Genomic DNA, 12,276 nt, shown 5'->3' on the forward strand with positions numbered 1-12,276 from the left:
AAATTTTTAGAAAAAAATCAATTCTATTGTAGCATTTTCTTTCTAATCATCGTACTTAGTAAAAAATCTAAATTATGAGAAAGCTCTTCTTGGCACTTTTATTAACAACAATCATTTTATCTTGTAAAAAGAATACCGAAGGTTCAAATGAAATTTACGGTAAATGGAAATTAACGGAAACTTTGTTCGATATAGGCAATGGGCAGGGCAAATATACAAAGGTAACCGGACCATATAAGTTTATAATATTTGATAAATCTGGTACAGTAAAAGGTGATGTAATGCCTGATATTACACGTTTCAAACTTGTAGATAGCGTAAAGATTGAATTAATATCGAATAATTACATTATGCCGATAACGCATCGTTATAAAGTTAGTGGAAACAAATTAGAAATCAATCCACCTTGCATTGAAGGTTGCGGATTGAAATTTGTAAGGCAATAATTTTATTGGCTCTGATAAAAATAAACGGCTTATCCAATCTTTTTTTCTGATTGTGACCAGTGGAAATTTTCTAGTTTAAGCAATAGATTTATCAAATTCATTTTTTCTGTTTGCGAAAGTGGCTCAGTAACATTTGCTGAGGCAATTTTTATTTTGTCCATGCTTTCCTTCAAATGTTGAGTTCCTAAATTTGTAATACTAATAATCCTACTACGTTTATCGCCATCCGCCAGGCGTTCTTCTATCATACCTTTTTTTAACAACCTGTTGATAATTAACGTACCAACAGGTTTTTCGTGGATGTTTTGTTTAATCAATGCTGTTTTGCCCATACTCCCACCTGAAGCCAAACCAATCAGGTATATAAATTCATCTGGGGTAGAAAATGAAGTATCGGCAATCGCATTTTTAGCATGCATTTTCGCATATCTGTATAAGTGTACCAGCGATGTATTAATTACACTATCTTCCGATCGTCCATTAGCTTTGCCAAGCCATTCTGGTTCTAAAAATGAGTCTATAACATTGTCTTTCAACTCTGCATTTAACCAATTGTTAAATTCTAAAATATTTTCGCTAGGCTTTTCAGCTTCGGTTTCATACTTTTTTACTAAATCGATAAGTTGGTTAAGGAGACTGTAAAGCATAATTTAAAACGTTGTATATAAATCTATTATAGGTTTGTTCTTAAAGTTCCCATTCCTCCATCTACCGGAATAATTTGACCGGTAATCCAGCTGCTTTCTTCTGATAATAAAAAGGCAGCTGCAGCGCTGATGTCTTTTGGTGAGCCATATTTACCTAATGGATGTCTTTTTGCAGAAGCTTCCATTTTTTCGGGTGTATTTAAAAATTTTGATGCAAGTGGTGTATCCGTTAACGAAGGAGCAACAACATTTACCCTAATGTTTTGACCAGCAAGTTCTGCTGCAAGCGAAACCGAAAGTCCTTCTATTGCAGCTTTTGATGTAGCAATACTCGCATGAAAACCCATACCGGTTTTTGCTGCTACTGAGCTAAAGAGTACAATAGACGATGAACCTGCATTTTTTAATGATTTGAGTGCGTGTTGAATGGCAAGGGCGGCGCCAACAACATTCAGTTTAAAATCATCAATAAAATCTGTTCCGCTTACACGAGCAAATGGTTTCAGGTTAATATTGCCAACGCTATAGACTAGTCCATGCAGTTGTTCTGGTAAAAAGTCTGGCAAAGCATTCAAATCTTGGGTTACATCAAGTTCTAAATATTTAACAGATGAAGGCCAATCATCATTTTTTGTTCTTGATGCTGCATAAACATTTGCACCTTGCTCAGCTAATAGTTGTACAAGATTCAACCCGATGCCTGAACTGCCACCAATCACAAGTATATTTTTATTCTCGAATCTCATTAGGCTATATATTTTAAAAATTCATTTTTAGTATCTGCATCTTTAAATTTTCCGTTAAAAGATGTGGTTATTGTAGAACTGCCAATATCTCGTATTCCTCTTGATGAAACACAATGGTGATTCGCATCAATCATTACTGCAACATCATCTGTTCCCATTACCCGCTTAATTTCTTCGGCAATTTGAATGGTTAAACGCTCCTGAACTTGTGGTCTGCTGCAATAATACTGTACAATCCTATTTAGCTTTGATAAACCTATAACTTTACCCTTACTAATGTAGGCAACGTGTGCTTTTCCAGTTATCGGTACGAAATGATGCTCGCAATTGCTAAAAACTGCTATATTCTTTTCCACTAACATTTCATTGTATCGATAATTGTTTTCGAAAAGCGTTGGTATAGGTTTATTATCAGGATTTAGTCCGCTAAAGATTTCTTTAACATACATTTTGGCAATTCTACCAGGCGTACCCTTCAAACTATCATCCGTTAAATCAAGTCCTAAAATATTAAGAATGCTGGTAAAATGTTCTGAAATCAAAGCAATTTTGGTTTCATCATTCATTTCAAAAGCATTAGATTTTAGTGGTGTTCTAAAATATTCCTCTGCTTCAATTTGATATTCTGCTATATCGCGTTCTGGCATATTCATTATTTGGTATATTTATATGCTAATATATATCATTAAAGTATATAAATATATCAATTGTTTCAATCTAACTGGTATTTGATGTAAATTGAAAGTTATATGACTAATCTTAGCGATTAGACTAACATTTCAACTGTAGCCAGAATATATTAAAAATAAATTTTTTATGCTGTAATTCAGTAAGTTAAGAATTTGTTTCTATATCGATCCGCCCTGTACAAGCTTTGATTCATCAATAATGGTTTGTGCAAAAGAACTACCTGCAATGCAACGCATCATTCGGCTAAATGCAAGTTTACCAAGGTTGTATCCGCTGGTTTCGGCGTAAGTTATCTCCGGATAAAAAAGTTTGGGTATCATACCATCACTAATGCTAATCACACCAATATCATCGGGCATTTTTAATTTTATCTTCTGAATCGCTTTCATCGTTCCTGCAAGTATTTCATCGCTCATACAAAATACCGCAGATTTTTTAGCCAAAAAATCAGGAATTAAAGATAATGAAAGCGCTTCAGCTTCTTCCGAACTTGTAGCATGAACAGATTTAATATTTACTTGTGAATTATCGGATAGGATTTCGTTAAATTTTTTCATCCTTGCCTGGGTTATCGACATATTTTTATCGCCAAAAATTCCTAAAACATTCTTAATGCCTTTATTTAAAATTTCTTCTGCAACAATAGATGCCGCATGTTCATCACCAACACAAATTTTGTTACATGATTCATATTCAGGTACTTTATCAAAGAAAATAACAGGAATACCGTGTACATCTAATTTCAAAAATGGCTCTATTTCAGTTGTTTCTGCAGTTATTGCGATAAATATACCCGATACCCGTTTATGCCTGCAACTTTTCAAAATTTCATGCTCTATTTTGGCATCGTTTGAAGATCGATAAATAATTACAGAATAGCTATAATCTCTAGCATCTTCTTCTATAGCAGTGATAAAAGAATGGTAAAAGAAATTAGATAAGCTTGGAACAACTATGGCAAATTCCTTACTGCTATGGGTTCTTAAATTAACAGCGTAAGGATTAGGGTCGTATTCCAATAATTCTGCAAGTTCATTAACTTTCTTTTTAGTTTCCGGAGAAATGTCGGGATGGTTCTTTAAGGCCCTCGAAACTGTTGATATGCTCAAGTTTAGTTTTTCAGCAATCTTCTTTAAAGTTGTGTTTTCTCTCATTGTAGTTTATTTGGTATTCAAATATAAGTTATCCACAACAAACATTTTCGCAAATGTTTCCGCAAACGTTTGCGATAGAATTTTATTTTTTTAGCCATTTTTAAGCTCAAGATAATCCTACCTTCATATTACAGTTAGCTACTATAGCAGCCAAAAAATCAAACTTTAGTACTTAACTTAAAATAACCAAATATAAAAAGCATCGTAACCATTTTGAATGGCTTTATGATTCTTTGTGTCAATAATATGAGTTACCTGAATCGATTATTTATCATTATTCTAATTTTTGCTTGTAATGCGAGCTATGGGCAGAATTATAACCTTGTTATCCAACTGGATAAATCGAAAAATATTGCTTTTGCCATTGCGGGGCAGATGGTAAATGCGAATCTAACATGCCAATTAAACCAACCTTAATATGATAGTTTCTCCGTCAGAAAAGGTTGATAACATTGCCTCGGCCGTTAAGTTAAATTTTGGTTCCATCATTGCGATGAACCTTGGTTTTTTTGGTATTCAGTATAGTTTTGGTTTACAGCAAACCAACATGACACCGATTTACTCTTATCTAGGAGCAGATGCAGATCAACTTCCTTTATTAAATTTAGCCGGACCAATGACTGGCCTAATCATTCAGCCAATTATTGGTGCAATGAGCGATAAAACAACCAGTAGATTCGGAAGAAGGAGACCATATTTTTTAATCGGCGCTATAATTTGCAGCATTTGCCTTTTTGCAATGCCTTATAGCAGTTCAATTTGGATGGCAGCAGGAATTCTTTGGATTTTAGATGCCGGTAACAACATTACAATGGAACCTTATCGTGCTTTTGTTAGTGATAAACTCCCACCACAGCAGCATGCACTTGGATTTTTAACGCAAAGTTTTTTTACGGGTTTAGGCATTACACTTGCCAATTTAACACCCGGAATTCTAATTGCTGCAGGTTTAATCAGCATTAATTCAAGAAGTGCAAATAATATTCCTTATACGACTTATGCTGCATTTTTTATTGGAGGAGTTGTATCAATTGGTTCGATTATGTATAGCTGCCTAACCACTAAAGAAGTCCCATTATCTGATGAGGAAATTAAAAAGGTAAAGGCTGAACAAGGCGGTATAATTAGAATCTTTAAAGATATTATCGAAGCATTTAAAGTGATGCCAACCACGATGAAAAAGATGGGCGTGGTATATTTATTTAATTGGTATGCTATGTTTATTTATTGGCAGTTCATTACACTTTGTCTTGCCAAGACCATATACAACACTACCGACGCAGCTTCAGATGGTTTTGCATCCGCTCAATTACTTACCGGAACGGTAAATGGCGGTTATAATATTGTAACCTTTTTAGTGGCCTTTCCGCTTGCTTTTTTTGCAAGGAAAATTACTGCTCAAAAAGTTCATTTAACAAGTTTGTTATTTGGAGGTTTATGTTTAATATGTCTTCCAATGATTCATAATGCTACACTACTTTTTATACCAATTATTGGTTTAGGTGTTGCTTGGGCAAGTATGATGGGAACACCTTATGCCATGCTTGCGGGTAGTATTCCAAAAGCCAAAACAGGCATTTTTATGGGTATTTTGAATATGTTCATCGTTTTACCAATGCTTTTAGAAACCTTAACATTTAAATATGTTTATAAATATTTGCTTGGTCATAACCCCGAAAATGCAATAATTTTTGCCGGTGCTTTAATCACCATTGCCGGGATTATGGTTTTATTAATTAAGAAAAGAGATAATATAGCAATAGTATAATGTTCGATTCACAATCATATCAGCAAGCTTTAAATCTTTTGCATAAAGCATCAACTCCATTCGGTTTTGTTGCTGCTGTGCAAGAACATGATAATTACAAGCGTGTTTGGACTAGGGATGGTGTGATTACAAGCATAGCCGCTTTACTAAGTGGAGATAAAAAACTTATTGAAACTGCTAAAATAACAATTGAAACCTTGCTGAATAATCAACATAAGAATGGTTACATGCCATCCAATGTCTCAGAAGATGGTTCGGTAAGTTATGGTGGTACATCAGGTAGAGCCGATAATCCATCATGGGCAGTAATTGGCTTAGGTGTATATACTTTATTAACTGATGATAAAAGTTTGTGGGATAAGTATCAGCCTGAAGTTTCAAAATGTTTTGCTGTGCTTGAGGCATGGGAATTTAACGGCAAACACCTAATTTACGTGCCTCAAAGTGGAGATTGGGCAGATGAATACATTCAACATGGTTATGTGCTTTTCGACCAATTGTTGAGGCTTTGGGCTTTAAGGTTAGCATCCAAATTTACACAAAATAAAAGCTGTGAAGATAAGGCCGCTCAAATCACTTCATCTATCCAGTCAAACTATTGGAAAGCTGATGGTCAACCTAATGCCTACGCTCCAAACTTGGTTCATCAACTTAAAGATGCATCATCAGATTTTTGGTTAATGGGTTTCAATCCAGCAAGAATTTATAATTACTTTGATTTACAAGCCAATACTTTTGCGCTATTGCTAGGCATAGGAAATACATCTCAAAATGATACTGTGGCAAATTATATGCTTCATCTTCATGATAAACGGCAATCGTTATTACCTTCATTTTATCCAACTATTGAAGCTAGTGATGCAGATATGAACGACCTTAAAAATAATTACGCATATAATTTCCGTAACAAACCCAATTTTTTTCATAACGGTGGTTTGTGGCCAGTGTGGAACGGATGGGCTGTTGGTGCTTTAAAAATGCAAGGCAAAGATGAATTAGCTCAAAGTCTGCTAAAAGCGATACACCAATCAAATGCCAAAGACGATCTTTTTAACGAATGCTTTCATGGTAAAACAGATAAGCCTTGTGGTGTGCCAAATTGTACCTGGAGCGCCGCAGGTGCAATAATTGCAGAACAAGCAATGATAAACAACGATTTTAAAAAACTTTTTAAATTCTAATAATTGATGACAAACGCGAAGGATAATTTACTGGTAAAAAAAATATTAGTTGTTGGTGAACTCCTTGTTGATATTATTTCAAATGATAATATCGAATCACTTGCCATATCATCACAATATACAACCAATCAAGGTGGAAGTTCGGCTAATTTGTGCGCAAACTTAAAATGGCTTGGTGTGGATGCAGAATTACATGCAACAGTAGGAGATGATAACCTTGGAACTTTTTTGACTAATGAATTAAAATCAGTAGGCTTAGCAGATACCTATATATCCCGCTCAAAAAACAGGCAAACCAGTATTGTTTTAGTTGCTAAAAACGAAGAAACACCAGATTTTATTCCTTACCGTAGTGCAGATTTATCAATAAAAAGAATTGAAGATGAAGTAATTCATTCATGTTCATTAATACACACCACAGCTTTTGCATTGAGTAAAGAACCTGCTCGTAGCAATATTTTAAATGCTTTTTCGAAGGCAAATGAAATGGGAAAATTTTTATCGATTGATTGGAATTTTGCTCCATCCATTTGGCAGGAAGACGATGGGAGAGATGTATTTAAAAAAGTTTGCAAACTCAACCCATTATTAAAAATAAGCTTAGATGACTTGGAACGCTTTACTGGGGAAAAATTAAGCATCGAAGAGTCGAAAGAATGGTTAGGCAACTTAGATGCAAATGCAATATGCCTTACTTGTGGTAAAGATGGGGTTTGGTTTAAATCGCAAAACGAAGAATGGAAATACAAACCTGCTCTCGACGTAAAATCGGTGGTTGGAGTAACTGGAGCCGGTGATGCTTTTTGGTCTGGATTTTTAGCGTATTTTATTAAATCTCAACCAATTGAAGTATGTGTAAATCATGCACTTACGGTTGCAAAATTAAAAATTGAAAAACCTTATCCTTTATATAAAAATAACAAATAATTTAGTTAAATTAAACAAAATAATCTATGTAGAAATTACCTTATTAAACATTTAAAAAAACACAAAAACAAACAATTAAATTTTACTAACCAATTAATAAATCAATTATGAACATGACTCTACCAAGCAATTGGTCTGTTTTACCTATAAAACAGAAATTGTTTTCACTGGAGAAACTTATTGTTTTGAGTTTCTTTATGCTCTTTTTAAGCACGGCCGCCTTTGCGCAAACCGTAGTAAAAGGAGTTATTCTCGATAGTGATAAACTGCCATTAGTAGGTGCAACCGTACAGGTTGTAGGTACAAGTACAAAAACACAAAGTGATGCAGAAGGTAAATATCAAATTACCGTACCATCGGCTACATCAAAATTATTAGTAAGTTTTGTTGGTTTCGAAAGCCAAACAGTGACCGTAGGCAATCAGACAATCGTTAACATTACACTAACATCATTAAATAATTTAGATGCAGTTGTGGTTGTTGGCTATGCATCGGTGAGAAAGAGCGATTTAACTGGAGCTGCAACAACAGTTTCGGCCAAGGATTTTAACAAAGGTCCACTAAACGCTCCAGATCAATTAATTCAAGGTAAAGTTGCTGGTGTACAAATGATTAACAACAGCGGTCAGCCAGGTGGTGCATCTACCGTTCGTATCAGAGGTAACTCTGCAATTACAGGAACAGGACAACCTTTATATGTAGTTGATGGAGTTGCACTTGACGGAAGATCAGCACGACCATCAGCTAGTGCAGGAATCGGTACTGCACCAGATGGCAACCCATTAAACTTTATCAATCCAGCCGATATCGAATCGATGGAGATTCTAAAAGATGCTTCTGCAACGGCAATTTACGGTTCTCGTGCTGCCTATGGTGTGGTTTTAATTACGACCAAAAGAGGTAAATCTGGCGACCCTAAAATTGATATTAGTGCTTCAGCAGGCGTAAGTAACATTGCTAGAAGGATTGACGTACTATCTGGTGATGAATATCGTGCAGCATTAAAGAAATATAATATTACAAGTGGTGATTTTGGAACAAGCGTTGATGCTTTAGATGAGGTTCTTCGTACAGCCTATAATCAAAATTATTCAGTTGGTATTAGTGGAGGAGCAAATGGAAATACTTTTCGTGCCTCATTAGGTTATCAAGACCAACAAGGTATTGTTAAAACAACCGATTTTAAAAAATATAGTGCAGGCTTTAATGGAAACTTTAAGTTTTTAGAAAGTAAAAAATTAGGTCTTGATGTAAATATGATAAGCAACCAATACTTAGAAAGTATTGCGCCAATTACGACTGATGCTGGTTTTACAGGAAGTTTAATAAGCCAGGCATTATCGTGGAATCCTACTCAATCTTTTTATAATCCTGATGGAAGTTTATTTATCGATTACGGTTCTACAACAATTAATCCGTTAGCCGCATTAGCTGCAAACAGTGATAAGTCAAAGGTTTCTACCATTTTAGGAAGTGTTTCTCCCTATTATAAAATTGCACCATGGTTAGAGTATCGTATGCTTGCTAGTGTCAATTATAGTACAGGTATTAGAAGGGCATCAACCAGAAGTTTCTTAAATCTTCAAGGTATTCAGCCATCTGGTACATTCTTAGGTGGATATGGAAGTTATTCAAATACTGAATTGGTTACTCAGCAATTTACAAACACATTGAATTTCAATAAGGAAATTGTGAGTAAATTAAATTTAAATGCTGTGATTGGATATGAATACTCAAGTTTCGTTAATAAAGGTGCAGTAAGCACTGCAACTGGATTTGGCGATATTCAAAGTGATTATACAGATGCTTTCGAAGCTACACTAAAAGCCAACCGTACTTTTGTAACTAATAATGATCCAACTACCGAACTGCAGTCTTATTTTGCGAGGGCAATTTTTAATTACGATAGCAAATACATATTGACCGCAACATTTAGAGCAGATGGTTCTACTAAATTTGGAACAAATAATAAGTATGGATATTTTCCATCATTTGCAGCAGCTTGGGATATTAAGAAGGAAAACTTTATGGCAAATACCGAGTGGATTAATCAGTTAAAATTTAGAGCTGGTTATGGCAAGACTGGTAATCAGGATTTTCCATCAGGATCTGCTCAACAAAGATTTGTAAATAGAGGAATTGATGGTTTAGTAGGTATCAATAATAAAAATGATGATTTAAAATGGCAAGAAGACAAACAATCAAACATAGGTGTTGATTTTGGATTCTTAAATAATAAAATCTCAGGCTCAATAGATTATTTTAATAAAGTTACATCAGATTTATTGTTTCCTCAAACAGCTTTTACTCCTGCAGCACCCAACGGTGTAGTTACTTGGTATAACCTGAGTGGCGAAGTACAAAATAAAGGTGTTGAGCTAAGCTTAAATGCAAATATAATCGAAAAAGATAATGTTTCTTGGAATCTTGGTGGTAATGCAACATTCATTAAAAACAACGTAAAAAATCTAACAGGTTTAATAAGAACTGGTTCTTTGAATGGTCAGGGTCTTAGTGGCGTCAATTTAGAAGTTATCCAAAACGGACTTCCATTGTTCGCGATGGTTACTAGAGAATACAATGGTTTGGACGCTACAACTGGTTTTTCTAATTATACGGATGAAGGTTTTACGAAATATTATCTTGGAAACCCGAATCCAAAAGTGATTATGGGAATTAGTACGAATTTTAGATGTAAAAAATTATCATTCACTGCTAATTTAAATGGTTCTTTTGGTCAAAGTATTTATAATAATACTGCAAATTCCGTACTTGCAATTTCAAACCTCGGCAATAGAAATGTTTCTTCGGCATTGCTAAATTCATCGATTCAAGAATCTACGGCTAATCCAATTGCGGCATCTTCAAGATACATTGAAAAAGGTGATTATCTGAAATTAGCAAATGCAACTATAAATTACAATATTGGAAATGTTGGAAAAGCAATCAAATCATTAAATATTTATGTTAATGGACAGAATCTTTTTGTTATTACAAATTACACTGGGTTTGATCCTGAGGTGAATGTGAATAAAAGCATAAATGGTGTGCCATCTGCAGGTATAGATTATACGGCTTACCCAACGGCAAGAACATTCAATTTTGGTGTTAATTTTTCTCTTTAATCTTTTAAATATAATATCATGAAAAATAAATATATAGCGAGTTTTGTTACAGCATCCTTATTATTATCAGGCTGTACTAAATTAGATGAAAAATTAAATGGTCAGGTAAGTTCTGGCAGTTTAAGTACAAATGATGTTCCTAGTTTGATAACTGCTAGTTACACCTCTATGAGAGGGCCATATCAAGCACCTTGGAATTGGTCGGCATTACAAGAAGTAACTTCTGATGAGGTTATTGTGCCTACAAGAGCTGGTGATTGGGATGATAATGGTGCATGGCGTGCTTTGCATTTACATAAATGGGCTTCTGATGATGCAAGAATTTCTGATGTATTTAGAGATTTAAATAGCGTTAACTATGTTAGTACAAATGTTCTAGGTTTAAAGCCTACTGCGGCCCAAGCTGCAGTTGCCCGTTTTATACGTGCATTTTCTCAATTTTCTATATTAGATGGATGGGGGCAAGTTCCTTACAGAGAGCCCGGAGAAGCAGTTACTCAACCTTCAAAAGTTAGAAATGCATCTGAAGAAATATCTTATCTAATAAATGAATTAACAGCTATTATTCCAGATTTACCTATAGGTCCTGCTAGTGTCGCAAATAAAAATGCTGCAAGAACTTTGTTAATGAAAGTTTACCTAAATAAGGGTACTTTTTTAAATCGCAGTAATCCAACTTTTGATGCTGCAGATATGGCTAAAGTTATTTCTCTGGCAGATGAAATTGCAGCTGGTGGATATTCATTAACAACTAACTACTTCGATAATTTTGCACCCTCAAATGATCTGCTATCGAAAGAAAATATCTTTACATCAGCTAATACGGGAGGGGTTGATGGTAGTGATTTAGATGGTCAGTGGAAGTGCACTTTGCATTACAGCCAAAATCCAAATGGCTACAATGGTTTCTCTTCATTGTCAAACTTCTATAATAAATTTGAAGCCAGCGACAAAAGAAGAGGTGGAAGTTATGCTGGTCAAACTAATATTTCTGGCATTAGAGTAGGTTTCTTGGTTGGGCAGCAGGTTGATCAAAACGGTGTTGCTCTAAAAGATAGAAAGGGCAATCCTTTAGCTTTCACTCCAGAAGTAAGCATTATAGAAAGAGATCCTAATCACTTGGAAGTTGCAGGTATTCGTGTTATTAAATATCCAATTGATTATGCAAATTCAGGTTCTAGAAAACCAGATAATGACTGGGTTTATTTCCGTTACTCTGATGTATTGTTAATGAAAGCTGAAGCTCAATTAAGAACATCGCAAACTGCTCAGGCATTAGCATTGGTAAATTCATTAAGAACTGTTAGAGGTGCTTCTACATTAACTGCCTTAACTTTAGATGTTTTGTTAGATGAACGCGGTCGCGAATTGTATTGGGAAAGCTTTAGAAGACAAGATTTAATTCGTTTTGGAAAATTCCTTGCAGCTTGGCAAGAAAAACCAGCAAGTGAAGCTAAATATTTAGTGTTCCCAATTCCTGATAATCAGCTTGGTAACCCTAATCTTATTCAAAATCCAGGGTATTAAGCACGCCTTAATATCTTAAATGCCAGAGGTTGCATCGTTACCAGATTATTAAATAATTTGATTTC

General features: G+C 34.7%; 10 protein-coding genes. 6 read left to right on the forward strand and 4 right to left on the reverse strand.

Annotation, left to right across the window (positions count from 1 at the left end):
* The first annotated feature begins 74 nt into the window (after positions 1–74).
* Positions 75–446 carry a hypothetical protein gene (locus tag D7004_RS11095; RefSeq protein WP_123205930.1) on the forward strand — a complete coding sequence of 124 codons (372 nt, stop codon included), beginning with the start codon at positions 75–77 and terminating at the stop codon, positions 444–446.
* Positions 447–475: 29 nt separating this feature from the next.
* Here the strand turns inward: D7004_RS11095 and D7004_RS11100 are convergent, their stop codons facing one another.
* The 4 genes from D7004_RS11100 to D7004_RS11115 form a co-directional block, all read right to left on the reverse strand.
* Positions 476–1,093, reverse strand: a complete 618-nt coding sequence (locus D7004_RS11100) for a MarR family winged helix-turn-helix transcriptional regulator (RefSeq protein ID WP_123205931.1) — start codon at positions 1,091–1,093, stop codon at positions 476–478.
* A gap of 26 nt (positions 1,094–1,119) precedes the next feature.
* Positions 1,120–1,839, reverse strand: coding sequence for an SDR family NAD(P)-dependent oxidoreductase (locus D7004_RS11105; protein ID WP_123205932.1), 720 nt, complete (start codon positions 1,837–1,839; stop codon positions 1,120–1,122).
* Positions 1,839–2,492, reverse strand: coding sequence for a GTP cyclohydrolase I FolE (gene folE, locus D7004_RS11110; protein ID WP_123205933.1), 654 nt, complete (start codon positions 2,490–2,492; stop codon positions 1,839–1,841). The genes D7004_RS11105 and folE overlap by 1 nt, the downstream gene beginning before the upstream one ends.
* A gap of 195 nt (positions 2,493–2,687) precedes the next feature.
* Complete coding sequence (locus D7004_RS11115; protein ID WP_123205934.1) at positions 2,688–3,683, reverse strand: LacI family DNA-binding transcriptional regulator; 996 nt, start codon at positions 3,681–3,683, stop codon at positions 2,688–2,690.
* Positions 3,684–4,101: 418 nt separating this feature from the next.
* Here D7004_RS11115 and D7004_RS11120 point away from each other — a divergent pair, with 418 nt between their 5' ends.
* From D7004_RS11120 to D7004_RS11140, 5 genes are all read left to right on the forward strand, one after another.
* Positions 4,102–5,451, forward strand: coding sequence for an MFS transporter (locus D7004_RS11120; RefSeq protein ID WP_123205935.1), 1,350 nt, complete (start codon positions 4,102–4,104; stop codon positions 5,449–5,451).
* A complete protein-coding gene (locus D7004_RS11125; RefSeq protein WP_123205936.1) occupies positions 5,451–6,632 on the forward strand; it encodes a glycoside hydrolase 100 family protein in 1,182 nt (393 codons plus the stop codon). The genes D7004_RS11120 and D7004_RS11125 overlap by 1 nt, the downstream gene beginning before the upstream one ends.
* Before the next feature lie 6 nt (positions 6,633–6,638).
* Positions 6,639–7,559 (forward strand): carbohydrate kinase family protein, encoded by a 921-nt coding sequence (locus D7004_RS11130; protein WP_123205937.1) that lies wholly within the window; start codon positions 6,639–6,641, stop codon positions 7,557–7,559.
* A 107-nt stretch (positions 7,560–7,666) separates the two neighbouring features.
* A complete protein-coding gene (locus D7004_RS11135) occupies positions 7,667–10,684 on the forward strand; it encodes a SusC/RagA family TonB-linked outer membrane protein (protein ID WP_244214303.1) in 3,018 nt (1,005 codons plus the stop codon).
* An 18-nt stretch (positions 10,685–10,702) separates the two neighbouring features.
* The gene (locus D7004_RS11140; protein WP_123205938.1) at positions 10,703–12,211 is read left to right on the forward strand and encodes a RagB/SusD family nutrient uptake outer membrane protein; all 1,509 of its coding nucleotides are present in this window, start codon (positions 10,703–10,705) and stop codon (positions 12,209–12,211) included.
* The last annotated feature ends 65 nt before the right edge of the window (positions 12,212–12,276 follow it).

The sequence above is a fragment of the Pedobacter jejuensis genome (genome assembly GCF_003725795.1).
GTDB lineage: Bacteria > Bacteroidota > Bacteroidia > Sphingobacteriales > Sphingobacteriaceae > Pedobacter > Pedobacter jejuensis.

What these genes read in the sequence shown, in the direction of transcription:
- D7004_RS11115 (WP_123205934.1), bottom strand. Translation starts at nt 3,683, where the DNA reads ATGAGAGAAAACACAACTTTAAAGAAGATTGCTGAAAAACTAAACTTG.
- D7004_RS11120 (WP_123205935.1), top strand. Translation starts at nt 4,102, where the DNA reads ATGATAGTTTCTCCGTCAGAAAAGGTTGATAACATTGCCTCGGCCGTT.
- D7004_RS11135 (WP_244214303.1), top strand. Translation starts at nt 7,667, where the DNA reads ATGAACATGACTCTACCAAGCAATTGGTCTGTTTTACCTATAAAACAG.
- D7004_RS11095 (WP_123205930.1), top strand. Translation starts at nt 75, where the DNA reads ATGAGAAAGCTCTTCTTGGCACTTTTATTAACAACAATCATTTTATCT.
- D7004_RS11140 (WP_123205938.1), top strand. Translation starts at nt 10,703, where the DNA reads ATGAAAAATAAATATATAGCGAGTTTTGTTACAGCATCCTTATTATTA.
- D7004_RS11100 (WP_123205931.1), bottom strand. Translation starts at nt 1,093, where the DNA reads ATGCTTTACAGTCTCCTTAACCAACTTATCGATTTAGTAAAAAAGTAT.
- D7004_RS11125 (WP_123205936.1), top strand. Translation starts at nt 5,451, where the DNA reads ATGTTCGATTCACAATCATATCAGCAAGCTTTAAATCTTTTGCATAAA.
- D7004_RS11130 (WP_123205937.1), top strand. Translation starts at nt 6,639, where the DNA reads ATGACAAACGCGAAGGATAATTTACTGGTAAAAAAAATATTAGTTGTT.
- D7004_RS11105 (WP_123205932.1), bottom strand. Translation starts at nt 1,839, where the DNA reads ATGAGATTCGAGAATAAAAATATACTTGTGATTGGTGGCAGTTCAGGC.
- folE (WP_123205933.1), bottom strand. Translation starts at nt 2,492, where the DNA reads ATGAATATGCCAGAACGCGATATAGCAGAATATCAAATTGAAGCAGAG.